26 protein-coding genes are annotated in these 21,834 nt (G+C 61.0%); 8 read left to right on the forward strand and 18 right to left on the reverse strand.

Annotation, left to right across the window (positions count from 1 at the left end):
- Positions 1 to 23: 23 nt before the first annotated feature.
- Entirely contained in the window at positions 24 to 581 is a 558-nt protein-coding gene (locus tag ABWV42_RS01670) for a TetR/AcrR family transcriptional regulator (protein WP_353338630.1), read from the forward strand.
- 28 nt (positions 582 to 609) lie between these two features.
- On the opposite strand, the gene ABWV42_RS01675 is transcribed toward ABWV42_RS01670, so the two are convergent.
- Positions 610 to 939 (reverse strand): hypothetical protein, encoded by a 330-nt coding sequence (locus ABWV42_RS01675; protein WP_353338631.1) that lies wholly within the window; start codon positions 937 to 939, stop codon positions 610 to 612.
- An 81-nt stretch (positions 940 to 1,020) separates the two neighbouring features.
- On the opposite strand from ABWV42_RS01675, the gene purB reads away from it, so the two are divergent.
- The 6 genes from purB (at position 1,021) to ABWV42_RS01705 (ending at position 6,203) form a co-directional block, all read left to right on the forward strand.
- On the forward strand, positions 1,021 to 2,325 hold the full coding sequence (gene purB, locus ABWV42_RS01680; RefSeq protein WP_353338632.1) for an adenylosuccinate lyase: 1,305 nt from the start codon (positions 1,021 to 1,023) through the stop codon (positions 2,323 to 2,325).
- A gap of 140 nt (positions 2,326 to 2,465) precedes the next feature.
- Complete coding sequence (locus ABWV42_RS01685) at positions 2,466 to 2,636, forward strand: hypothetical protein (RefSeq protein WP_353338633.1); 171 nt, start codon at positions 2,466 to 2,468, stop codon at positions 2,634 to 2,636.
- Positions 2,637 to 2,724: 88 nt separating this feature from the next.
- Positions 2,725 to 3,267, forward strand: coding sequence for a tetratricopeptide repeat protein (locus tag ABWV42_RS01690; RefSeq protein ID WP_353338634.1), 543 nt, complete (start codon positions 2,725 to 2,727; stop codon positions 3,265 to 3,267).
- 53 nt (positions 3,268 to 3,320) lie between these two features.
- The gene (locus tag ABWV42_RS01695) at positions 3,321 to 4,367 is read left to right on the forward strand and encodes a flagellar motor switch protein FliG (protein WP_353338635.1); all 1,047 of its coding nucleotides are present in this window, start codon (positions 3,321 to 3,323) and stop codon (positions 4,365 to 4,367) included.
- A gap of 50 nt (positions 4,368 to 4,417) precedes the next feature.
- The gene (locus tag ABWV42_RS01700) at positions 4,418 to 5,275 is read left to right on the forward strand and encodes a DMT family transporter (protein WP_353338636.1); all 858 of its coding nucleotides are present in this window, start codon (positions 4,418 to 4,420) and stop codon (positions 5,273 to 5,275) included.
- A gap of 7 nt (positions 5,276 to 5,282) precedes the next feature.
- A complete protein-coding gene (locus ABWV42_RS01705; RefSeq protein ID WP_353338637.1) occupies positions 5,283 to 6,203 on the forward strand; it encodes a lysophospholipid acyltransferase family protein in 921 nt (306 codons plus the stop codon).
- 3 nt (positions 6,204 to 6,206) lie between these two features.
- Here ABWV42_RS01705 and ABWV42_RS01710 read toward each other — a convergent pair whose 3' ends face one another.
- The 15 genes from ABWV42_RS01710 to yajC all read right to left on the reverse strand — a co-directional run bounded on the left by ABWV42_RS01710 (position 6,207) and on the right by yajC (position 17,533).
- On the reverse strand, positions 6,207 to 6,905 hold the full coding sequence (locus ABWV42_RS01710) for a DUF1223 domain-containing protein (RefSeq protein WP_353338638.1): 699 nt from the start codon (positions 6,903 to 6,905) through the stop codon (positions 6,207 to 6,209).
- Positions 6,906 to 7,028: 123 nt separating this feature from the next.
- Entirely contained in the window at positions 7,029 to 7,811 is a 783-nt protein-coding gene (locus tag ABWV42_RS01715) for an HvfC/BufC family peptide modification chaperone (RefSeq protein ID WP_353338639.1), read from the reverse strand.
- The gene (bufB, locus tag ABWV42_RS01720; protein WP_255109779.1) at positions 7,808 to 8,659 is read right to left on the reverse strand and encodes an MNIO family bufferin maturase; all 852 of its coding nucleotides are present in this window, start codon (positions 8,657 to 8,659) and stop codon (positions 7,808 to 7,810) included. The genes ABWV42_RS01715 and bufB overlap by 4 nt, the downstream gene beginning before the upstream one ends.
- 69 nt (positions 8,660 to 8,728) lie before the next feature.
- A complete protein-coding gene (gene bufA2, locus ABWV42_RS01725) occupies positions 8,729 to 8,995 on the reverse strand; it encodes a BufA2 family periplasmic bufferin-type metallophore (protein WP_255109776.1) in 267 nt (88 codons plus the stop codon).
- 215 nt (positions 8,996 to 9,210) lie between these two features.
- A complete protein-coding gene (locus ABWV42_RS01730) occupies positions 9,211 to 10,362 on the reverse strand; it encodes a serine hydrolase domain-containing protein (protein ID WP_353338640.1) in 1,152 nt (383 codons plus the stop codon).
- 108 nt (positions 10,363 to 10,470) lie between these two features.
- Positions 10,471 to 11,010 (reverse strand): DsbE family thiol:disulfide interchange protein, encoded by a 540-nt coding sequence (locus tag ABWV42_RS01735; protein ID WP_353338642.1) that lies wholly within the window; start codon positions 11,008 to 11,010, stop codon positions 10,471 to 10,473.
- Positions 11,003 to 11,152, reverse strand: coding sequence for a heme exporter protein CcmD (gene ccmD, locus ABWV42_RS01740; protein ID WP_500152773.1), 150 nt, complete (start codon positions 11,150 to 11,152; stop codon positions 11,003 to 11,005). Before ccmD ends, ABWV42_RS01735 begins: the two co-directional genes overlap by 8 nt.
- Positions 11,152 to 11,883 carry a heme ABC transporter permease gene (locus tag ABWV42_RS01745; RefSeq protein ID WP_255109765.1) on the reverse strand — a complete coding sequence of 244 codons (732 nt, stop codon included), beginning with the start codon at positions 11,881 to 11,883 and terminating at the stop codon, positions 11,152 to 11,154. Before ABWV42_RS01745 ends, ccmD begins: the two co-directional genes overlap by 1 nt.
- 109 nt (positions 11,884 to 11,992) lie before the next feature.
- Complete coding sequence (gene ccmB / locus ABWV42_RS01750; protein ID WP_353338643.1) at positions 11,993 to 12,649, reverse strand: heme exporter protein CcmB; 657 nt, start codon at positions 12,647 to 12,649, stop codon at positions 11,993 to 11,995.
- Positions 12,646 to 13,281, reverse strand: coding sequence for a heme ABC exporter ATP-binding protein CcmA (gene ccmA, locus ABWV42_RS01755; RefSeq protein WP_353338644.1), 636 nt, complete (start codon positions 13,279 to 13,281; stop codon positions 12,646 to 12,648). Before ccmA ends, ccmB begins: the two co-directional genes overlap by 4 nt.
- A 204-nt stretch (positions 13,282 to 13,485) precedes the next feature.
- Complete coding sequence (locus ABWV42_RS01760; RefSeq protein ID WP_353338645.1) at positions 13,486 to 13,839, reverse strand: Mth938-like domain-containing protein; 354 nt, start codon at positions 13,837 to 13,839, stop codon at positions 13,486 to 13,488.
- Between the two features lie 11 nt (positions 13,840 to 13,850).
- Entirely contained in the window at positions 13,851 to 14,594 is a 744-nt protein-coding gene (locus tag ABWV42_RS01765; protein ID WP_353338646.1) for a TSUP family transporter, read from the reverse strand.
- Positions 14,594 to 15,562, reverse strand: coding sequence for a protein translocase subunit SecF (gene secF / locus ABWV42_RS01770; RefSeq protein WP_353338647.1), 969 nt, complete (start codon positions 15,560 to 15,562; stop codon positions 14,594 to 14,596). Before secF ends, ABWV42_RS01765 begins: the two co-directional genes overlap by 1 nt.
- Positions 15,563 to 15,565: 3 nt before the next feature.
- Entirely contained in the window at positions 15,566 to 17,227 is a 1,662-nt protein-coding gene (gene secD / locus ABWV42_RS01775) for a protein translocase subunit SecD (protein ID WP_353338648.1), read from the reverse strand.
- A gap of 21 nt (positions 17,228 to 17,248) precedes the next feature.
- Positions 17,249 to 17,533, reverse strand: a complete 285-nt coding sequence (gene yajC, locus ABWV42_RS01780; protein WP_255109749.1) for a preprotein translocase subunit YajC — start codon at positions 17,531 to 17,533, stop codon at positions 17,249 to 17,251.
- 208 nt (positions 17,534 to 17,741) lie between these two features.
- Here yajC and serS point away from each other — a divergent pair, with 208 nt between their 5' ends.
- Positions 17,742 to 19,034 carry a serine--tRNA ligase gene (gene serS / locus ABWV42_RS01785; protein WP_353338649.1) on the forward strand — a complete coding sequence of 431 codons (1,293 nt, stop codon included), beginning with the start codon at positions 17,742 to 17,744 and terminating at the stop codon, positions 19,032 to 19,034.
- A gap of 195 nt (positions 19,035 to 19,229) precedes the next feature.
- On the opposite strand, the gene ABWV42_RS01790 is transcribed toward serS, so the two are convergent.
- On the reverse strand, positions 19,230 to 20,216 hold the full coding sequence (locus tag ABWV42_RS01790; RefSeq protein WP_353338650.1) for a fatty acid desaturase: 987 nt from the start codon (positions 20,214 to 20,216) through the stop codon (positions 19,230 to 19,232).
- Positions 20,217 to 20,358: 142 nt separating this feature from the next.
- The gene (der, locus tag ABWV42_RS01795; protein ID WP_353338651.1) at positions 20,359 to 21,831 is read right to left on the reverse strand and encodes a ribosome biogenesis GTPase Der; all 1,473 of its coding nucleotides are present in this window, start codon (positions 21,829 to 21,831) and stop codon (positions 20,359 to 20,361) included.
- Between the last annotated feature and the right edge of the window lie 3 nt (positions 21,832 to 21,834).

The raw sequence follows: 21,834 nt of genomic DNA on the forward strand, positions 1-21,834 counted from the left end.
CGTCCATTTGTGAGGCTAGCCACATGAACGAAAAAGAGATTCAAATCCTGGAATCCGCCGTCGAGGTCTTTCTCCGCTACGGGGTCAAGCGCACGACGATGAATGATATTTCCGAAGCCGCCGGCGTCGCCCGCCAGACCGTCTACAACAATTTCAAGAACAAGGACGAGATCATGCGCGCCGTGATCCGCCTGTTCTGTATCCGCAGTATCAACGAGATCGAAACCCGCCTTCCCGCGTGTGAAACGCTGGAAGACAGGCTGCGGCTGGTGTTCGAAGTCACCACCCTGCGCCCCTACGAGAAGATGCACAGCACCCCGAACGCCGAGGACATCATCGAGGGCTTCAACAACTCCAGCCAAGCCGAACTGGCCGAGTCCGCCGAACGGGTGCGCGCCAAGCTCGAGGAGATCCTGACCCCGCATGCCGACACGCTCGCCACACGCGGCCTCACCCCCTATAGCCTCTCGGACATGGTCCAAACCGGCGCAAATGCCTCGCGCAAACAAGTGCGTGATCTCGCCCACCTGCAAGAGATTTGTGACACGCTGACCCGCGTGACAGTGGCCGTCGCCGAATAACAAACCCGACTGGCGGGTTGCTCTGCCTTTAGCGCTTGAGAACCCCGTCGGTCGCATGACCGCTTTCGCCGATGAAACGCAGCACGTCACCATTGCGCTGCATGTCATAGCACGCCCAGCCATCCGCGGGCGGCCACTGGCTGCAATACTGGTCGCCGCGCACCGCCCAGTATCCCCAGCTCGGCCGCCCCGCGTCATACAACGTGCGTCCGCTCTCGTAGAACACCTGCGTGGCATCTTCATAGTGAAGCGTCTGCTCGTTCAAGGCCGCCGCAATCTCGGCACCATTCAGATCCGACCAGCCTTCCGCCTGCGCCATACCGGCCAGACCCATAAAAATCAGGGCAATCCGTCTCATCTGTCCCCTCGCACCTTGCCGCCGCGTCCCCTTCAGTCTAAACCGCGCCCAAATCCCAACCGCAAGACACAAGGCCGTGACATGATCCCACGCTATGCCCGCCCCGAAATGGTTGCCATCTGGTCGCCGGAAACCAAGTTCAAGATCTGGTACGAAATCGAGGCGCACGCCTGTGACGCGATGGCCAAGCTGGGCGTTATCCCGCAGGAAAACGCCGACGCGGTCTGGAAAGCCAAGGACGTTGAATTCGACGTGGCCCGCATCGACGAGATCGAAGCCGTAACCAAACACGACGTCATCGCCTTCCTCACCCACCTCGCCGAACACGTCGGCTCGGAAGAGGCCCGCTTTGTCCACCAGGGCATGACCTCCTCGGACGTGCTCGACACCTGCCTGAACGTTCAGCTGGTGCGCGCCGCCGACATCCTGCTGGAAGGCATGGACAAGGTCCTCGCCGCGCTGAAGAAACGCGCGCTCGAGCACAAGGACACCGTCCGCGTCGGCCGCAGCCACGGCATCCACGCCGAACCCACCACCATGGGCCTGACCTTCGCGCGTTTCTATGCCGAGATGGACCGCAACAAGAACCGCCTTGAAAAAGCCCGCTGGGAAGTCGCCACCGGCGCGATCTCGGGCGCGGTTGGCACCTTCGCCAACATCGACCCCGCGGTTGAAGAGCACGTCTGCGAGCAACTGGGCCTGCGCCCCGAGCCGATCAGCACGCAGGTCATCCCGCGTGACCGCCACGCCATGTTCTTCGCCACCCTCGGCGTGATCGCCTCGTCGATCGAAAACATCGCCGTCGAAATCCGCCACATGCAGCGCACCGAAGTTCTGGAAGGCGCGGAATTCTTCTCGATGGGCCAGAAAGGCTCCTCGGCAATGCCGCACAAGAAGAACCCGGTCCTGACCGAGAACCTCACCGGCCTCGCGCGCCTCGTGCGCATGACCGTGATCCCGGCGATGGAAAACGTGGCCCTCTGGCACGAGCGTGACATCTCGCACTCCTCGGTCGAGCGCGGCATCGGCCCCGACGCCACCGTCACCCTCGATTTCGCCCTGAACCGTCTGGCCGGCGTTGTCGACAAGATGCTGATCTTCCCCGAAAACATGCTCGACAACATGAACAAGTTCCCGGGCCTCGTAATGTCGCAGCGCGTTCTGCTGGCCCTGACCCAAGCCGGTGTCAGCCGCGAAGACGCCTACTCGATGGTGCAGCGCAACGCCCTGAAAGTCTGGGAAGAGCGTCTCGACTTCCGCAAACTGCTGCTGGCCGACGAAGAAGTGGTTGCCGCCCTTGGCGTCGACGGCATCAACGAAAAGTTCGACATGGGCTACCACACCAAACACGTCGACACGATCTTCCGCCGCGTCTTCGGCGAATAAGATCTCTTTCGATCAAGATCACCAAGGCCGGGCCCACTGCCCGGCCTTTTTTGTTCTGACGGAAACGTGAATTACCTGACGTGGTTGGCCTGCACAGACGTTCTACCTCGTCACCCGAACACAAACCGAAAGGACGAGACATGCGCACTGCACTGATCCTCATGACAACCCTCGCCGCCGGAACCGCCTCGGCAAATCTCAACAAGAACCAGCCTCTGGTCATTCAGGACGAAGGCACACGCCTTCACTGCAATGATGGCTTGTATTGGGACGCCAAGCTCGAGATGTGCATTGCGCCGAACACAAGGTAGTCACACCTCCTTTCGTGATCGTGACTTTGGGTTGAAGAAAACTGTGATAGTTTGATCTCAAGAGTTTTCTTAAATGATGGAGCCCCTAATGCCTTCTCGCAATCTTGTTCTGATTTCGGCCTTGGCGATCGCCCCCTTCACGGCATGGGCCGCTGGCGGAAACGATTTCGGCGTCCCCAAGCCCTCCGAAACCACCAAGGACTGCAAGAGCGGCGAAGTCTGGGACAAGGACAAAAAGCGCTGCGTCAAGGCGCAGAACTCCAGCCTTTCCGACGATATTCTCTACGGTGCCGTTCGCGAATACGCCTACGCTGGCCAGTTCGACACCGCACAGACCATCTTGTCGGTCATGTCGGACCAGTCCGATGACCGTGTGCTGACATACTGGGGCTTTACCCACCGCCGCCTTGGCGATCCGGAACTGGGCATGGCCTTCTATGAAAAGGCCCTCGCACAGAACCCCGACAACCTGCTGGCCCGCTCCTACAAGGGTCAGGCCCATGTCGAAAGCGGCGACCTTTATCTTGCGTGGCTCGAACTGGATGAAATCCGCGCCCGCGGTGGCGAAGGCACATGGCCTGCGGTCTCGCTGGAAAACGCGATCCGCACCGGATCAACCTACAACCACTAAGGCTTTGTTCACCGGTTGCTGACTAAGGTGCCTCCACCACACAGGAGGCCCCTTTGAGCAGCGCCGCTTTTGCACCCGCCCCGATCTCCGGCCCTCTTGGGCTCAGCCGCCGCCACAAGGCGGCCATCATCGTGCGTTTTCTCCTGAACGAAGGCGCGGATGTGCCCCTGACTGACCTGCCCGATGATATTCAGGCCGATCTCACCAAGATCCTCGGCAACATGCGCTACGTGGATCGCGAGACGCTGGAAACCGTGGTGATGGAATTCGCCCACGAACTCGAATCCATCGGCCTGTCTTTCCCGCGCGGCATCTCCGGTGCCCTCTCCGCACTTGAAGGCAAGATCAGCCCGCTGACCGCTGCACGCCTCCGCAAAGAGGCCGGGGTGCGTCAGGCCGGTGATCCCTGGGTCCGCATCCGTGCCCTGTCCGTCGAACAACTGACCATCATCTGTGACCGCGAAAGCACCGAGGTCGCCGCCGTCATGCTGGCCAAACTTGACGTGGCCCGCGCCGCCGAACTCCTTGGTGCGCTGCCCGGCGAAAAGGCCCGCCGCATTACCTATGCCATGTCCCTAACCAGCGCGGTCACCCCCGAAGCCGTGGACCGCATCGGCCTGTCGCTCGCGGCCCAGCTGGATGACGAACCGCCCCGCGCCTTCGATCAGGCCGCCTTTGCCCGCGTTGGCGCGATCCTCAACTATTCCCCCGCCGCCACCCGCGATGACGTGCTGACCGGGCTGGATGACGAAGACACCGATTTCGCCAATGCCGTGCGCAAGGCCATCTTCACGTTTGAGGACATCCCCCTCCGCCTCGAAGCGCGCGATGTGCCAGCCATCACCCGCGAAATCGATCAGGCAACGCTGATCACCGCCTTTGCCTATGCGACCGAAGGGGCACTGGGCGAGTCTACCGATTTCATGCTCGCCAACATGTCGTCCCGCCTTGCCGATCAACTGCGCGAAGAAGTCACCGAACTGGGCAAGGTTGCCCCCCGCGACGGCGAACACGCCATGACAGAAATCGTCAGCGTCATCCGCACCCTTGCCGACCGTGGCGAGATCAAGCTGGCCAATCCTGACGAAGAGGATGGTTAACGCGTAAACTACATGTTTACACGCCTGCCTCCGGCTCCTACAGCTTGGGCATGAGCCAACTGTCCCCCACCGCCCGCGCCATCCTGCTGATGATCGCCGCCATCCTGTGCTTTACCCTCATGGATGCAACGGCCAAGGCGCTTGCGCCCCGCGTCGGCGTGGTTCAGGCGCTGTGGACACGCTATGCCGGTCAGGCCCTCGTGGTCTTTGTCCTCGTCGCCCGCCGCATGCCCGCCGTGCTGCACACCCGCTATCCGCTCCTGCAACTCTTGCGGTCGGTCTTCCTGATGGGGGCGACGTGGTGTTTCTTCATCGGAATCAGCAACATAAGCCTTGCCGAAGCCACCGCGATCATGAACGTGAACCCGGTGCTCATCACGCTTGGTGCGGCCCTCTTCCTTGGTGAACGCCTTGGCCCCCGCCGTGTCATCGGCATCGCCATCTCGCTGATCGGTGCTCTGATCGTGATCCGCCCCGGCTCGGACGTCTTTTCGCCCTTCGCCATCTACCCGCTCACCGCCGCCGTCTTCTACACCGCCTACACGCTCACCACCCGCTTCGTCGGCAAGGACGAGGACATCTGGACCTCGATGCTCTACACTGCCCTCTTCGGCGCGGTGGTCCTGTCGATCCTCGTGGTGCCGCAATGGACAATGCCCGACGCCACATCGCTTGGCCTGATGGCGCTGATCACGCTGTTCGGCACCCTCTCCCAACTGCTGCTGATCCGCGCCCTCTCGGAAGGCGAAGCAAGCCTCCTCGCCCCCTTCGCCTATACCGGCCTGATCTTCGCAACCATCTGGGGCATGCTGATCTTCGGCGAATACCCCGACATCTGGACCCTCATCGGCGCGCTTGTGATTGCCGGCGCAGGCACGTATGTGTGGCATCGCGAAACATTCCGCTGAGACCTAGATGAGCCAGCCCAAAGACGCCCCCGTTGGGACCAAGACACATTACGCCACCAATCTGTTCCTGAAGGGCGCTATCGGCCTTGCGCTGACCCTGCCCTATGCCACGCGCGTGCGGATGATGGGGTGGCTGGTCTCGACTGTCGTGGCCCCGCTGGCGGGCTACCATCGCCGCATTCGCAGCAACCTCAACTTCGTGCTGCCCGACCTGCCCGAAAGCGAGGTCAAACGCCTCTGCAAGGCGGTGCCGGACAATGCCGGCCGCACCCTGATCGAAATCTACTCGGGCCAGGCGTTCGTCGAGCGCGCCATCAAGGCACCAATCGAAGGCCCGGGCCTTGCCAAACTGGAACAGGCCCGCGCCGAAGGCCGCCCTGTCATCCTCGTGACCGGCCACATGGGCAACTACGATGCCGTAAGGGCCAACCTGATCCACCGCGGCCACAACATGGGCGCGCTTTACCGGCGCATGTCCAATCCCTACTTCAACGAACACTACGTGAAATCGATCTCCAAGATCGGAACCCCGATGTTCGAACAGGGCCGCAAGGGCATGCTCGAGATGGTGCGTCACATCAAGGGGGGCGGCGTGCTCGGCATCCTGACAGACCTCTACCACTACTATGGCGAGGACATTCAGTTCTTCGGCAAGAAAACCCGCACCTCTCTGATCACCGCCGAACTGGCGCTCAAGTACAACGCCGCCCTGATCCCGGTCTACGGGCTGCGCGAACCGGACGGGCTGAACTTCCGCATCGTCGCGCAGGATGAGATCCCGCACTCCGACCCCATCACCATGACCCAAGCCGTCAATGATGGTCTCGAAAGACTGATCCGAGAAAACCTGGAACAATGGTTCTGGATTCACCAGCGTTGGAAGTACCCGGACGAGAACTTCAAAAACGTCAAGATCAACGAAGAGTAAGACCTAGCGCAGACGCGCCGCCGCCAAAATCGGCCCGTGACCTTCTGCCTGAACCAGCACCACAACAGGCAGATCACCGCGCGCCGTGGCCTTGGTCTTGAGAGGCGCCTTGCCGTCCCATTCGGTCACAACGTCCCAATCTTCAACGATATTGGCATAACGCAGGACACGACCCGCGTTTTCACCCCGCTTGATCGAAACCTCCGCCCCCGGACGATAGCGCACGATCTGCACCAACATCGGACCCAGGTCCTCACCGGTTTCGGCATTGATACGCACCCGGTTGCCATTGCGTTCGATACTCAGGTCGACCGGCGCCTTGCTTTTCATATGCGCGTCGATCAGGTCCATCACCTCGTAAGGATGATTGCCGACCACGTGGTCCCGCCCACCGATGATCATCTGCGGCGTATAAACCGTGCGATGCCCCGCCGCCCGCGCATAATCGCGCTGGCGTTTGGTATTGGCCGGGCTGGCAAACTCGTCCTTCCAGCCAAGGTAATCCCAGTAATCGACGTGCAGCGCCAAGGCGATCACGTCATCCCGACCGGCCAGCTTGTCATGAAAATAAGCATCGGCAGGCGGACAGGACGAGCACCCCTGCGAGGTGTAAAGTTCAACCACCACGGGCCGATCCGCGGCGGACACGGCTGTCGTCAATGCAATCCAGGCAGAGGCGATAAGAGTAGCGGTACGAAACATGGGGTCAGATGTCCTTCGGAGCGTCGTTAGATATGTTTTATGTGCATTCCGTCGAAATAACCAATCAACGATTTGCGAGTTTCAGGTGATACGTGGCGTTTCGGGTTCGATGAGTATGTTTTGTCATCGCATATCCGTCAGGATTTCATTGTCGATCCACTGTCCAAGGTACCCGGCCATACGCACAGCCGCGGTCTCCGGATCGCCCAGAGTTGCCGCAAATTCGCAAAGCGCGGTAAACCCGTGGCCCTGTCCGGCCAGATCAAGCAATGCCCCCTGCTCGGGGTCCAGCTCCATGTGGCGACAGACCAGATCACGACGCCAGACCAGCGCCCAACGCGGTTCGCTCTCGGCCTTGATCTCCGGCGGCATCTCCTCGGCCCGCAAGGCCTTAAAGATGTCATAGGCATTGGTCTCAAGCCGCAACAGCGTCACGCTCGGATGCAGGATCAGCTTGGCCGTCTCCAGCCCCTGCTGCGCCACGACACCCAGCTGTTCACGGCTGAAAACGGGATCATCGGCCGCATCAAAAGCATCGCCAAGGGCACGTTCAATACGCGCCACCTCGGCCACCGAAGGCGTGTCCCGGCCCAATTCCCCCTCTCCCAGGAAATCGGGGAACCGGTGGCTGAACCACCGCGCATTGGGGGTGTTCGACGGGTATTTCGTCACGAACTCCTGCGCCAGATCAAAGAACATCTGATCCCCCAGAAAGGTCCAGGTGGTGTCATAGTCCTCCATCATGATCCCCACCAGACGCTGCACATAGGCGTTTTGGTAGACAAACAGGCGTTTCTCGGGCGACGCGCTTTCCGGCACCTTCAGCCGCCCCAGCGCCTCGCCGGTGCGGCCCACGATGTCGCGCTGCAAGGCGGCCTGAAGCGCGGCAAGGTTCGGCGCGCTCATTGCGCCACCATCTTCGGGTCCAGAACATCGGCGGCAATCGCCCGCGCCCGTCCCAGCTCCTCCAGAAGCTCCGCCAGCGGCGGGATATTGTCATCGCGCTCGATCATGGTGGAGATCGGGCCGAAGTGTTCAATCGCCTTGCCATAAAGCTCGAACACCTCGTCACAGACCGGCTGGTCATGGGTGTCGATCAGGCAATCATTGCCCTCGCTGTGGCCCGCCAGATGGAATTGCACTACGCGCTCTTTCGGGATCGACTGGATGAAATGCGCGTCGTTGAACTGGTGGTTCTGGCCCGACACGAAGACATTGTTCACATCCATCAGCAACCAGCAATCCGCACGTTTGGCAAGTTCGGCCACGAACTCCCACTCCGACATCTCGGATTCTTCGAACTCGATATAGGAGGATACGTTTTCAATCGCGATCCGCCGTCCCAGGAAATCCTGCACCTGGCTGATCCGATCAGAGATATGAGTCAGTGCCTCTTCGGTATAAGGTACCGGCAAAAGGTCATGCAGGTTCACACCATGCACCCCGGTCCAGCACAGGTGATCCGAAATCCACTTCGGCTGCACATCATCGGCCAGCGCCTTAAGGCGCTCGAGGTACTTCCAGTTCAACTCGGAGGTCGAGGCAATCGACATCGACACGCCGTGCATCACCAGAGGATAGCGTTCGCGGATGCGATCCAGCATCTGGCGCGGCTTGCCCCCCGGCACCATGTAGTTTTCCGAAATGATTTCAAACCAATCAATCGGAAGCTCCTCATCAGTTTCAAGGATTTCCGGATAATGCTGAGGCCGCAGCCCCAGTCCAAAGCCAAGATAGTCGGGACGGTCGATCATGATGTTCCTGTAAATGGTCTCCCGGGGCTCGCGCTCGCCCCGGGAGTGTTTCTTGGGGCGTTTTGCGAATTAGCTTTCGACGGTGCCGCCGATTTTCTCGCACTGGGTCTTGGTCATCGAAACAAAGCCCTGACCCTTACAGCTGTTCTGACCCGCGCAAGAGTTGCTTGCGGTCGCGCAGTCGCTGGTGCCCTGGCAGGTGTTCACACCAACGCAGTGAACCTTGGCTTCTTCACCGGCAATCGCGGTGGTTGCGGCGGTCATGGTGACGCCCGAAACGGCCAGAGCCAGAGCTGCGGAAGCGATTGCTGCGCCCGATTTTGCGTGGAATTTCATAACATTTACTCCTAGTGGTTTTGCGTTTTCGCAGGTCCACATGACCCAGCAAAACACTCACGTTCAAATGAATTAATCGTTGAAATTCGTCAGGGGCGCGTCAGAGGCTAAAATGGCGAAAAATCACCAAACCTCTGAAAACAAACGAATAAAACAGCCTGAAAATTGTTACAAGAGATGACACACCGCGTGATCACCCCTCGATCACACAGCTTTCAGCACGAAATTTTTTCTCCCGCATCCAACGCCCGCGCAATGGCCTGACACATGGAAAGTGTTTCCGCCGTCCTGTCCGGCCCGTCCTGCGTGTATTGCGGATAGGCCGCGTTCATCGCAATCACCACCTGGCGTTCGGGATTGATGTAAAGGAACTGGCCATAGATGCCGATTCCACTGAAGTCCCCGCCATCCTGAACCGGCGGCAGCCACCACTGATTCTTGTAGCCATAGTCGCTTTCCGAATGCGGCGGCCCAATGCCGGGGCGCGATGGCAGGTGATCCGGCACCGCCATTTCGCGAATCCACCACTCCGGCACCACCTGCTTGCCGTCCAGCGCACGCCCACCGTCAAGGATCATCTGCCCCACCCGCGCCAGATCACGCAGCCGCACGTGCATCCCGCCGAACACCACCGGCTCGCCCTTGGTGTCGACCAGAACCTGCAAATCCCCCTCACAGCCCAGCGGCCCCCACAGCCGCTCGGCCAGATAGGTCTGCATCGGCACACCCGTCGCCCGCCGGATCACCCAGCCCAAAACATGCGTCTCGATGCTGGCATATTGCCCGAAGGCGCCGGGATCACGCTGTCGCACCATCTCGGTGGCAAAGGCATCCTGCGACCCTTCCATGAAAGCCGCCACCGAGCGCACCACCTCGGCCTCGGGGTCGTCATAGACCTCGCGCCAGCGGATGCCGCTCACCATGTCCGAAACCTGCTGCACCGTGACACCCTCGTATCCCGTGCCACGCAGCTCCGGCACATACTCGGTGACCAATGCGTCAAGATCAGGCAGCGCGCCCTCCTCCCGCGCGATCCCAAGCATCAGTGCCGTGATCGACTTGCTGACCGACCACAGGATGGCGACATCTTCCGGCCCGCGCCCGCGACCATAGACCTCATGCACCAGCCGCCCGCGATGCATCACCGCCAACCCGCTCATCCGCATCCGCTCCAGATGCGCCGCAATCCCGATATCCTGCCCCTGATGGGAAAACACCTCGGGCAGCATCACCGCCCCTCGCGGAAGCTCCAGAACCGCTGCCGCCCGCGGCACCGCCACCGATGGCAACTGCTGCCAAAGCGCACGGAAATTCTCATCAATTGTCTCAGGCGCAAAAATCGCCTGCCAGCGTGCCCATGCGTCCATGACGGTCCTCCTGTCCGCGACAGCAGAACAACCTTGCGCGGGCTTTGCCAAGCCCAAACGAAAAAAGGCCCCGCAAAAGGGCCTTTCATGAACGTCAGTCTCGAGTGGTTACTGCGCCGCCAACTCATCCAGCTTAGGGCGCAGGCGGCTGGCCAGTTCGCGCTGGGTCACGGGTCCGGCGACGCGGGTGATGATCCGCCCCTCGCCATCCACAAGATAGGTCTCCGGCACGCCATAGACGCCCCAGTTGATACCCGCACGCCCCTTGGGATCTTGCCCGACCGCCGTATAGGGATCGCCCAGTTCAGCCAGGAACCCAAGCCCGTTCGCAGGCTGGTCCTTGTAGTTCACGCCGTAGATCGGGATGCCCTCGGCCTCAAGCTGCATCAGCGTCGGGTGCTCGACCCGGCAGGGCGCACACCAGCTGGCCCAGAAGTTGACCAGCTTGACCTCGCCATCCGCCAGCATGCTGCTGTCAAAGCTCGGCAGGTTGCCAAGCGCCTCGACCTCCAGCGCGGGCGCGGGCTTCCCCGCCAGCGCGGTCGGCAGTTCGTTGGGGTTCTCGCGCCCCATGCCGAAGTAGAACAGCGCCGCAAGCCCGCCGAAAATCACCGGCGGCAGGACCATCAGGGGGGACACCTTAGCCACGACGACGTTCCTCCACCTGCTCAAGCTCGGCACGCGCCTTGCGCGCAGCCCGCAGGCTCACGAGCACCAAGAGCACCAGCAGGATGATCGAAACGATGTAGGACGACAGAACCGTGTCCGCGTATTTTCCGAGATCAGGCATTATCCGAGCCTTTCACGAGCCAAGAGCGCCTTGGTACGGCGACGATGAATTTCAGTACGGGTGCGCAGGAACACCAGCGCGATGAACAACAGGACAAACCCCGCGATACAGACATAAAGCGGCGTCGAGAAGACATCGGCCACGTTCTCTTCCTTGTCCAGCGAGAGCGACGCACCCTGGTGCAGCCCCTGGTTCCAGAAATTCACCGCATAGCGACTCAGCATGGCAAAGACCGACCCCACGATGCACAGAACCGAGGTCAGATCGGCCGCCGTATCCGGATTGTCGATGGCTTCCCAAAGGGCGATATAGCCAAGGTAGAACAGGAACAGGATCAGGAACGAGGTCAGCCGCGGATCCCAGGCCCACCAGGTGCCCCACATCGGCTGCCCCCAGATCGCCCCGGTCACCAGCGCGATCACCGTCATGATGATGCCCACGGGTGCGGCCGCCTTGGCCGCAAGTGCCGAAACGTGGTGACGCCGGATCAGCCAGATCAGCGAGGTCACAAGCATCATGAACCACACGTTGATCGCCATCAGCGCCGAGGGCACGTGCAAATAGATGATCTTCACCGTCGATCCCTGGCGGTAATCATCCGGCGTAAAGAAGAATCCCCAGACCAGCCCGGCAATCAGCGTGACCGTTGCCAGGATCGACACCCACGGCAGCACGATCTCCGACGTGCGGATGAATTTCACCGGATTGGCGTATTCCCAGATAGAACCCATATCATTCCCCTATCTGCCTTGTTCGGCATTTGCACCTCACATGCCAGTGAGGGCCGCGCACTTCCTTGATTTGGGTTAAACCCTCGTCACATTCATGATCCGGCATTACTTAGCGCAGATTGACCCGCAAGACCAAGGCACTTGCGAAGGGCAAAAGCGCAATAGTGCCGCAGGTGATGCCCCCCAGCATGAGAAGCGGCGTCATCGTATCCAGCCCCTCGGCCCCGCGCCGCGCCACTTCGGCCCCGAAGATCAGCGTCGGCACGTAAAGCGGCAGCACCAGCAGCGACAACAGCAAGCCCCCCCGCTTCAGCCCGACGGTCAGCGCCGCGCCAAACGTCCCGATCACCGAGAGCGCCGGCGTCCCGATCACCAGGGACAGGACCAGCCACAGATAGCCCGCCTCCGGCAGGCTGAGCAGCAGGCCGAACAGCGGCGCCGCAAGACACAGCGGCAGGCCGGTGGTCAGCCAGTGCGCCAGCGCCTTCACGCTCACCACGCCCTCCATCGGCAACGGCGAAGTCGCCAGAAGGTCCAGCGATCCGTCTTCCCAGTCCAGCGCGAAAATCCGGTCCAGTGATAGCAGGCAGGCCAAAAGCGCCCCCAGCCACAGGATGCCCGGCGCGATCTTGGCCAAGAGGCCGCTTTCCGGCCCCACGCCAAACGGCACCAACACCGTCACGATCAGGAAAAACGCCAGCCCAAGGCCAAACCCGCCCCCGGCGCGCATGGCAAGCCGCATATCGCGTACCAGCAAGGCAATCATAGGAAGCCCTCGTCGAAATCCCCGTCAAAGGCCCCCTTGCCCTGGCCCGGCTTGGCCCGGTACGGCCCCACGTCCAGAACATCCACATCTTCGCCCAGCCCAAGGTCGATATGCGTCGCGATCAGCGCCGATCCCCCCTGTTTCAGATGGGCCCGCACCGTATCGGCAAACATCTCCACCGAGGCGACGTCAAGCGACACCGTCGGCTCGTCCAACACCCAGAGCGGCCGTCCCGTGACCAGCAACCGCGCCAGCCCCAGCCGCCGCTTCTGCCCGGCCGACAATCCACCTGCCGCGCGATCCGCCAGCGCTTCGAGGTCAAAGCCTTTCAACGCGCCCTCGATTCCCTTGGTGCCAAAGACATCGGCCCAGAAATGCAGGTTCTCCGAAACGGTCAGCGTAGATTTCAGCCCGTCACTATGCGCCGCATAGGCAATCGCATCCGGCGCACAGATCACCTCGCCCTCCACGGGCGGCTGCAACTTGGCCACTGTGCGCAACAGCGTGGTCTTGCCCACCCCGTTCGGCCCGCGCAACACCAGCGCCCGCCCCGGTTCCACGGTAAAGTTCAGCCCCTCGAGAACGGGAATCCCCCCCCGCGAGATCGTCAGGTCTTTTACGGTCAAAGTCATCTGTCTGCCTTAGCCCATGCCGGCATCCGAAAAAAGCGGAATTGCCCTTTGCGCCCAGCTATGGACGACAACACCCCGGAACTCCTTGAGATGAATCAAGCCCCGCCCCCGCATCAGACGCTTCTTCTTGGCCCAAATACCCTGGGGTGAATTGCCCCGCACGGGGCAAGAGGGGCAACGCCCCTGACAGCCAACTGCCCGCGATCAGACCGCCAGCAACACCGCCGCCACGCGACGCCCTTCCGACACCAGCACGTTGTAGGTGCGGCAGGCGGTGGGCGAGGCCATCGGCTCAACCCCGATCCCCGCCTCTTCCAGCGCCTCGCGAAACGCGGCCTCGACCGGTGCCATGGTCTCGCCGGTGCCCATCAGGATGAAATCAATCTTGTCCTTCATGCCAAGGATCGTCTCGACGTCACCATACCCCGCCCAGGACCGCGCCCCTTCGGCATGGATGATGGCGCTGCCCTCGATCACCTGGCCACCGATCCGGAAGAACCCCGGTCCATAGCCCTCGATCGGCTGCGCCTCGGAATAGAACACTTCACTCAGCTGCATTCACTCTCTCCTCAATCCCACAGCGGCAGGCCCGTCAGCACCGCCAGCGCGATCACCGCATAGGCCGCAGTGCGATAGATTTTCTCGTGCCGCGGATCGAACATCGCCTGCCCGATCATCGTGGTCACGAAATAGGGTACCGCAAGCGCGCCGGCCAGCACAAACAACCGCCAGTCGGTCATGCCGCGCCACATCAGGTTGGCCACGATCACCACGTCCAGCGCTGCAAGGAACAGGATGGTATTGGCCCGCACGACCTCGACCCGCTTCACGCCAGAAAGGTAAAACAGGATCACCGCCGGGCCCGTCAGGCCGGTCAACCCGCCAAACAACCCCGCCGCGCCACCAATCGCGCCCAGCTTGCCACCCCGAACCTCGCCACGATAGCGCCAGCCGCTCACCAGCGCGGCCAGCATCACACCGGCAATCACCGTCACGATCCAGCGAATGGTCACCTGGTCCAGTTTGGCCAAAAGCCACAGCCCCACCGGAACCGTGAACAGCGCTGCCAAGGACAACAGGCCCACGTCGCGCTTTTCCGCCTGCGCCCAGGCCCGCGGCAAAAGCGCAAAGGTGCTTGCCACACCGGTCAGGGTGATCAGTGCAATCACTTCGGCCGGGGGCAGGAACAGGCCCGCCACCGGCACGAAAATCAGCGCGGTTCCGAAACCAGTAAAGCCGCGGACAATGCCCGCGGCTCCAATGGTGGCCACCAGCCAGAACAACCCCGGCGTGGCCAGAAGGTCAGCGATCATCAGGCGTCGATATTGGCAAACTGGTTGCCACCGGTGTTCGACGGTTTCGACCAGTCACGCTTCACGCCCAGCTTCAAAAGCGCGGCCGAGGCGATGAAGATCGACGAATAGGTACCCACGATAACCCCCCAGATCATGGCAAAGACGAATCCACGGATAACATCTCCACCCAGAATGAATAGGGCCAGAAGCGCCAGAAGCGTGGTGACAGAGGTCATCATCGTCCGGCTCAGGGTTTCGTTGATCGACAGGTTCAGAACCTCTTTCAGCTCAAGCTTCTTGTACTTGCGCAGGTTCTCGCGCACCCGGTCGAACACAACCACGGTATCGTTCAGCGAGTAACCCACGATTGTCAGAAGCGCTGCAATGATCGCGAGGTCGAAACGGATCTGCAATTCCGAGAACACGCCGATGGTCAGCACCACGTCGTGCACCAGCGCGGCCACCGCACCCAGCGCGAACTGCCACTCGAACCGCAGCCAGATGTAGATCAGAACCGCGCCAATCGCCAAAAGCACCGCGATCACGGCGGTCTGGATCAACTCGCCCGACACTTTGGGACCAACCGACTCGACCGAGACAAAGCTGATGTCCGGAGCCACGGCCTGAAGGGCCACCTCGACACTGCGGATCACGTCCGAGGTCACCGCCTCTTCGCCATCCTGTGCCTGGATGCGGATCATGGTGACGTTCTGGTCCTCGTCAAAGGTCGGGTCGAACACCTCGGTGATGCTCACGTCACCAAGACCCAGCGGCGCAATCGCGTCACGGTAGTCGCCCACCACAACCTCCTGCGCGCTTTCGGTCCGGATGGTTGTGCCACCGCGGAAGTCGATGCCGAAGTTCAGGCCCTGGATGAAAAAGCTCACCATCGCCAGCACGATCAGCGCACCGGAAATCCCGAGCCACAGGGTCGGGCGGCTGAAGAAATCCCACTTGGTTTCTTTTGGAACAAGTCTCAGGCGCATGGCTTATACCTCGATGGTCTTGGGACGGCGGCGTTCGAACCAGATCACGATCATCAGGCGGGTCACGAAGATCGCCGTGAAGACCGAGGTCATGATGCCGAGGCCAAGGGTGATAGAGAAGCCGCGCACCGGACCAGAGCCGACGGCGAACAGAATAACGGCGGTGATGAAGGTGGTAATGTTGGCATCCACGATGGCCGACAGCGCCTTTTCATACCCCAGATCGATGGCCCGCGCCGGACCTTTGGAGTTCTTCAGTTCCTCGCGGATACGCTCAAACACCAGCACGTTGGCATCCACCGCCATACCGATGGTCAGAACGATCCCCGCGATCCCCGGCAGCGTGAGCGTCGCACCGATCATCGACAAAAGGCCAAAAATCAGGCCGACGTTCAGGATCAGCGCGATATTGGCGAACAGGCCGAAAGTGCCATAGCTCAGGAACATGAAGACCAGAACGCCGACAAAGGCCACGATACAGGCGATCTTGCCCGCCGCGATGCTGTCTGCGCCCAGTTCCGGACCAATGGTCCGCTCTTCCAGAAACTCCAGCCCCGCCGGCAGCGCACCTGCGCGCAAGAGAACCGCAAGGTTGGTGCTTTCCTCAACCGAGAAACGGCCGGTGATGATGCCCGAACCACCCGGAATATGCGACTGGATCACCGGCGCAGAAACCACCTCGCCATCCAGTACGATGGCAAAGGGCGACCCGATGTTCTCGGCGGTATAGTCGCCGAACTTGCGTGCGCCGGTCGGGTTGAACCGGAACGACACCGCAGGGCCACCGTTCTGGTCAAACGACGGCTGCGCATCCACCAGTTCCTCACCGGTCACAACGGGCGCGCTTTCCACGGTATAGAAGACACCCTCGTCATCCAGCGAAGGCAGGATTTCGTTGCCCGCGCCGGCATTCGCATCCGCGTTCGACCCCCGCCCGATCACCGGATGGAAGGTCAGCTGCGCGGTGGTGCCGATAATGTCTTTCAACTCGGCCGCCGAACCAATGCCCGGGACCTGGATCAGGATACGATCCGACCCCTGGCGCTGGATGGTCGGCTCGCGCGTGCCCACCTCGTCGATCCGGCGACGGATGATCTCAAGCGCCTGCTGCACCGTGCGCTCGTCGGTAGCAAGCTTCTCGGCCTCCGACAGGGTCACGATGATGTCGGCCCCTTCGGACGCCACGACAATGTCGCTCTGCCCCGCACCGGTCAGTGAAACAACCGGACGTGCAATACCGCGCACAAGGGCCACGGCTTCGCCAATCGCTTCGGGCTTGGAAATCCGCACCCGCAGCTCGTCAACCGGCGAAGGCTGCAAACGAATAGTGCCGATTGTCGCCCGCTCACCGCGCAACAGGTCGCGCACCTCGGGCCACATCGCCTTGATACGCGCCTCATACACATCCTCGACCTGTACTTCGGCCAGAAGATGCGCACCGCCGCGCAGGTCAAGGCCAAGGTTCACCAGCCCGGACGGCAGGAAAGACGGCCATTGCGCCGCCTGTTCCTCAAGCCCGTTGCCAGCATACCCCAGCTCAAGCGAGGCCACGGCGTCATTGCGCGCCTCGACCCTTTCATAAAACGCGTTGGGCAATGCCAGAAGCAGCCCCAGCGCACATACGGTCCAGATGAGGACCCGTTTCCAAAGGTCGATTTGCAGCATCGTCGCGGCCCTGTTGTTGGATTAGCTGTTTGCCGCCGGCTCGGTCTTGCTCAGAACCTGAGCGATGGTCGACTTGACCACACGTACCTTCACGCCCTCGGCCAGTTCCACGACAACCTCGTTGTCATCCTTGACCTTGTCGACCTTGCCGATCAGACCACCCTGGGTCACGACCTGGTCACCGCGACGCAGTGCTTCCACCATTGCCTGGTGTTCTTTCACTTTTTTCTGCTGCGGGCGGATCAGCAGGAAGTACATGATCGCGAAGATCAGAATGAGGGGCAAAAACTGGCCAATTGCATCCATTGTCGAGTGTCCTTTTGTTGGCGGGGCCGACCCCCGCAAAGTCGCAGGGAACCTATGGGGCATTGGCCTCGGTTGCAAGGCGCGAAAGGCAGTATTGGTCGCGCTGTCGCCACAGTTTCACAATAAGCCCGACGCCCCCGCTTACGATCTCTGAAAAAATGCGCCATAAGCAGCCCTGTTAGTGATTCATCAAACATAGGAAAGACCGATGCACGACATTAAAGCGATCCGCGAAAACCCGGCCGCTTTGGACGCCGCCCTCGCCCGCCGTGGAGCCGAGCCGATGTCGTCACAGGTTCTGGCCCTCGACGCCGAGCGCCGCACCAAGATCCAGGCCGCCGAAGAGGCACAATCCGTGCAGAAAAAGGCCGCCAAGGAAGTTGGCGCCGCCAAGGCCAAGGGCGACGAAGCCGAATTCGAACGCCTCCGCGCCCTCGTCGGCGAAAAGAAAGCCGAAGTCGCAGCCATGCAGACCGAGGCCAAGGCGCTCGACCAGCAGCTGACCGATCTCCTGATGGGCATCCCGAACACCCCGTTCGACGACACTCCGGATGGCGCAGACGAAGACGACAACGTCGAGATCAACCGCTGGGGCACCCCGGTCGAACTCAGCTTCGAGGCCAAGGAACACTATGACCTTGCGGGCGTGAAACCCGGCATGGACTTTGAAACCGCGGCCAAGCTCTCGGGCTCGCGTTTCGTGGTGCTCAGCGGTGCCGTGGCCCGTATCCACCGCGCGCTCGCGCAGTTCATGATCAACACCCACATCGACGAAAACGGCCTGACCGAGACCTGGACCCCGGTTCTGGTAAAGCCCGAAATGATGTACGGCACCGGCCAGCTCCCGAAATTCGGCGAGGACTCCTACGAGACCACCAACGGCTGGTGGCTTGTCCCGACCGCCGAGGTGACCCTCACCAACATCGTGAACAACGTCACGGTCGAGGAAAGCTACCTGCCCCGCCGCTATGTCGCCCACACCCAGTGTTTCCGCTCCGAAGCGGGCAGCGCCGGTCGCGACACCTCGGGCATGCTGCGCCAGCACCAGTTCGAAAAGGTCGAAATGGTCTCGATCACCAAGCCCGACGCAAGCCGCGCCGAGCTGGACCGCATGACCAAATGCGCCGAGGGCATCCTTGAACGTCTGGGCCTGCCTTACCGCACCGTTGCGCTCTGCACCGGCGACATGGGCTTTGGTGCACAGCGCACCCACGACATCGAGGTCTGGCTGCCGGGTCAGAACACCTACCGCGAGATTTCGTCGGTCTCGGTTTGTGGTGATTTCCAGGCCCGCCGCATGAACGCCCGCTTCAAGCCCGCCGACGGCGGCAAGCCGGAATTCCTGCACACCCTGAACGGCTCGGGCCTTGCGGTTGGCCGCTGCCTGATCGCGGTTCTGGAAAACGGTCAGCAGGAAGACGGCTCGGTTGTCCTCCCCGAGGTTCTGCACCCCTACCTTGGCGGCAAGACCACCCTCACCGCCGAAGGCACGCTGGCCTGATAGACCTCACATCATGAAACACGAAACAGGCGGCTCAGGCCGCCTGTTTTCGTTTCGATCCCGTGAACCCGCCGCAGGGTGCCGAAACGCTGGACTTTGGGCAAACCAGCACCTCCGCAATACCGTCACGATACCGACGTAATACCGACGTCGGTTTTCACAGGCATTCCCCGCCTTAACCCTTTGATTCGGCTACTATTCCGCCGGAGTCGCCAAAATCCGCCCGGACCGACGCGGAAACGGCACCAACCGCCCCTCATCCTCGTCCCACAGCTTGAGACGGAAAGACCGCAACGCCTCGGGCCAATGGATCACCCGCAGATCGTATTCTTCGCGAATATCCTGATGGCACTTGCGCAACCGGTACGACGGAATGCGCGCATTGAAATGGTGAATATCGTGATAGGCGATGTTGGCCGATCCAAGGTCCATCCACCAGCCAAGATCAAGCGCCGACGATCCCTGCAACGCCGCCACACGCGGGTTCAGATCGGGCTTGCGATCCCAGTAGGTGTCTTCGAAATTGTGTTGCAGGTAGACAAGGAAAACCCCGATCATCCCGCCAACGAAACCCCAACCAAGCCACATCCATATCCCCGTCCAACCCGCTGCGACATAAAGGAAAAGAAGCCACGCTGCGATAGATAGGTTATGGGCAACAAGCCCCATAAGCCCAACCTCGCGCGCCTTCTTGGGCCAGCGGTAGCGGATGAAATAGGTGAACGCCGATCCGATCGGGATAAGGATGAACGGATTGCGATAAAGCCGGTACCCCAGCCGCTCCCAGAACCCTGCCGCCTCCCATTCCCGCACCGTCATGGTGTGGATTTCACCGGTCTCGCGTTCTTCAAGATTGCCAAGGTGCGAATGGTGAAGGTTGTGGTTGTGGCGCATGATCGCAAAGGGCGCGAGTGAAATCACCGACAGCGCATAGCCGCCCAGATCATTCATCCGGCGCGTGGCAAACAGCGAGGCATGTCCGCAGTCATGTTGCAGAACGTAAAGGCGCACTGCGGCAAAGGCATTGATGATCCCTGCCGGCACAACGACCACCCATTGCCCGACAAAGGCAATGGTCAGATAAAGGCTCAGGAAATAAACAAGGAATGTGCCCAGGAAACTGGCCCAGGCGATACGGTCATCTTTCACGGTATATGGCTGTAAACGCTCACGAATTTCCATTTTTCTGCCACCACTTCACTAAATTTCCCGACTGGGCTGAAAATCGCTGCCCAAGGGTCTGCAACACATAGGTAACACCCGCATGACGCATGTCACGCGGGCGCAAGTATATAGCGAAGTTGGGTTTTGCCAAATGGCGGGCTTAATCCGCCGAACGCCCCTTAAGGTGTTTGCGAAGACGGCTCGGTGTAGACTTCTTGCGCCCTTTGTAAGGGTTCTTGTCCCCCTGCCCCCGCATCGTCAGGCGAATCGGGGTGCCCGGCATGTCAAAATCTTCGCGCAGACCATTCACGAGATAGCGCGAATAGCTGTCCGGCATCTTGTCGGGGTGCGAGCACATGACAACAAACCCCGGCGGACGTGTCTTGGCCTGGGTCATGTAACGCAGCTTGATGCGTTTGCCCTGCGGTGCCGGCGGCGGGTGCTGTTCCAGCATGCCAATCAGCCAGCGGTTCAACTGCGCCGTGCTGATGCGACGGTTCCAGACGTCATAGGCTCGCAGGATCGCATCATGCAGACGGTCAAGGCCGCGTCCGGTCTTGGCCGATACCGTGATCAGCGGCGCCCCGCGCAGCTGCGGCAACAGGCGGCCAAAGGCTTCTTTCAGGTCGCGGAGTTTTTCCTGCTTGGAATCTTCCACGTCCCACTTGTTCACCGCCACGATCACAGCCCGCCCTTCGCGCTCGGCCAGATCGGCGATACGCAGGTCCTGCTGTTCAAACGGAATGGCCGCATCCAGCAGCACGACAACCACCTCGGCAAACTTCACCGCCCGCAGACCATCGGCAACAGACAGTTTTTCAACCTTGTCCTGTACCTTGGCTTTCTTGCGCATTCCGGCGGTGTCAAAGATCCGCATCGGCGTGCCGCCCCAGTCAACCTGAAGGCTGATCGCATCGCGGGTAATGCCCGCTTCGGGCCCGGTCAAAAGACGGTCTTCGCCGATAATCTTGTTGATTAACGTGGACTTACCGGCATTTGGTCGACCAACAACCGCCACCTGGAGCGGCTTCTTGGCGGTGATCCTCTGCGACGGCGGGATCTCGTCTCCATCCTCGTCTTCCTCAAGGTCGACATCAACTTCAACCTCGGGCGCGCTGTCCTCTGCGTGCTTGTCGAATTCGTCGGCAATCGGCATCAGCTGCAGGTAAAGGTCGTGCATGCCTTCGCCATGTTCCGCCGAAATACGGATCGGCTCACCAAGGCCAAGGCTATAGGCCTCAAGCACACCGGCATCCGCCGCAGCCCCCTCTCCCTTGTTGGCGGCAAGGATCACATGCGCGGATCGCTTGCGAAGGATCTCGGCAAAGATCATGTCTGTCGGGGTGATACCCGTGCGGGCATCCACCATGAACAGGCAGATGTCGGCCATGTCCACCGCACGTTCGGTCAGACGGCGCATCCGGCCTTCAAGGCTGTCGTCAGTCGCATCTTCCAGACCAGCGGTGTCGATCACGGTAAACCGCAAATCCCCCAGCTTGGCCTCACCTTCGCGCAGGTCGCGCGTGACCCCCGGCTGGTCATCAACCAGCGCGAGCTTCTTGCCGACTAGGCGATTGAACAAGGTGGATTTGCCCACATTCGGGCGCCCCACGATGGCGAGGGTTAAACTCATCTG

The sequence above is a fragment of the Pelagimonas sp. KU-00592-HH genome, from assembly GCF_040369695.1.
Lineage (GTDB): Bacteria > Pseudomonadota > Alphaproteobacteria > Rhodobacterales > Rhodobacteraceae > Shimia.

Coding starts and splice junctions, on each gene's coding strand:
- ABWV42_RS01730 (WP_353338640.1), bottom strand. CDS start 10,362: ATGGACGCATGGGCACGCTGGCAGGCGATTTTTGCGCCTGAGACAATT.
- secD (WP_353338648.1), bottom strand. CDS start 17,227: ATGCTGCAAATCGACCTTTGGAAACGGGTCCTCATCTGGACCGTATGT.
- secF (WP_353338647.1), bottom strand. CDS start 15,562: ATGCGCCTGAGACTTGTTCCAAAAGAAACCAAGTGGGATTTCTTCAGC.
- bufA2 (WP_255109776.1), bottom strand. CDS start 8,995: ATGAAATTCCACGCAAAATCGGGCGCAGCAATCGCTTCCGCAGCTCTG.
- ccmB (WP_353338643.1), bottom strand. CDS start 12,649: ATGATTGCCTTGCTGGTACGCGATATGCGGCTTGCCATGCGCGCCGGG.
- purB (WP_353338632.1), top strand. CDS start 1,021: ATGATCCCACGCTATGCCCGCCCCGAAATGGTTGCCATCTGGTCGCCG.
- bufB (WP_255109779.1), bottom strand. CDS start 8,659: ATGATCGACCGTCCCGACTATCTTGGCTTTGGACTGGGGCTGCGGCCT.
- ABWV42_RS01715 (WP_353338639.1), bottom strand. CDS start 7,811: ATGAGCGCGCCGAACCTTGCCGCGCTTCAGGCCGCCTTGCAGCGCGAC.
- ABWV42_RS01675 (WP_353338631.1), bottom strand. CDS start 939: ATGAGACGGATTGCCCTGATTTTTATGGGTCTGGCCGGTATGGCGCAG.
- ABWV42_RS01710 (WP_353338638.1), bottom strand. CDS start 6,905: ATGTTTCGTACCGCTACTCTTATCGCCTCTGCCTGGATTGCATTGACG.
- ccmD (WP_500152773.1), bottom strand. CDS start 11,152: ATGCCTGATCTCGGAAAATACGCGGACACGGTTCTGTCGTCCTACATC.
- serS (WP_353338649.1), top strand. CDS start 17,742: ATGCACGACATTAAAGCGATCCGCGAAAACCCGGCCGCTTTGGACGCC.
- ABWV42_RS01765 (WP_353338646.1), bottom strand. CDS start 14,594: ATGATCGCTGACCTTCTGGCCACGCCGGGGTTGTTCTGGCTGGTGGCC.
- ABWV42_RS01705 (WP_353338637.1), top strand. CDS start 5,283: ATGAGCCAGCCCAAAGACGCCCCCGTTGGGACCAAGACACATTACGCC.
- ABWV42_RS01790 (WP_353338650.1), bottom strand. CDS start 20,216: ATGGAAATTCGTGAGCGTTTACAGCCATATACCGTGAAAGATGACCGT.
- ccmA (WP_353338644.1), bottom strand. CDS start 13,281: ATGACTTTGACCGTAAAAGACCTGACGATCTCGCGGGGGGGGATTCCC.
- ABWV42_RS01670 (WP_353338630.1), top strand. CDS start 24: ATGAACGAAAAAGAGATTCAAATCCTGGAATCCGCCGTCGAGGTCTTT.
- ABWV42_RS01700 (WP_353338636.1), top strand. CDS start 4,418: ATGAGCCAACTGTCCCCCACCGCCCGCGCCATCCTGCTGATGATCGCC.
- yajC (WP_255109749.1), bottom strand. CDS start 17,533: ATGGATGCAATTGGCCAGTTTTTGCCCCTCATTCTGATCTTCGCGATC.
- ABWV42_RS01690 (WP_353338634.1), top strand. CDS start 2,725: ATGCCTTCTCGCAATCTTGTTCTGATTTCGGCCTTGGCGATCGCCCCC.
- ABWV42_RS01760 (WP_353338645.1), bottom strand. CDS start 13,839: ATGCAGCTGAGTGAAGTGTTCTATTCCGAGGCGCAGCCGATCGAGGGC.
- ABWV42_RS01745 (WP_255109765.1), bottom strand. CDS start 11,883: ATGGGTTCTATCTGGGAATACGCCAATCCGGTGAAATTCATCCGCACG.
- der (WP_353338651.1), bottom strand. CDS start 21,831: ATGAGTTTAACCCTCGCCATCGTGGGGCGCCCGAATGTGGGCAAATCC.
- ABWV42_RS01685 (WP_353338633.1), top strand. CDS start 2,466: ATGCGCACTGCACTGATCCTCATGACAACCCTCGCCGCCGGAACCGCC.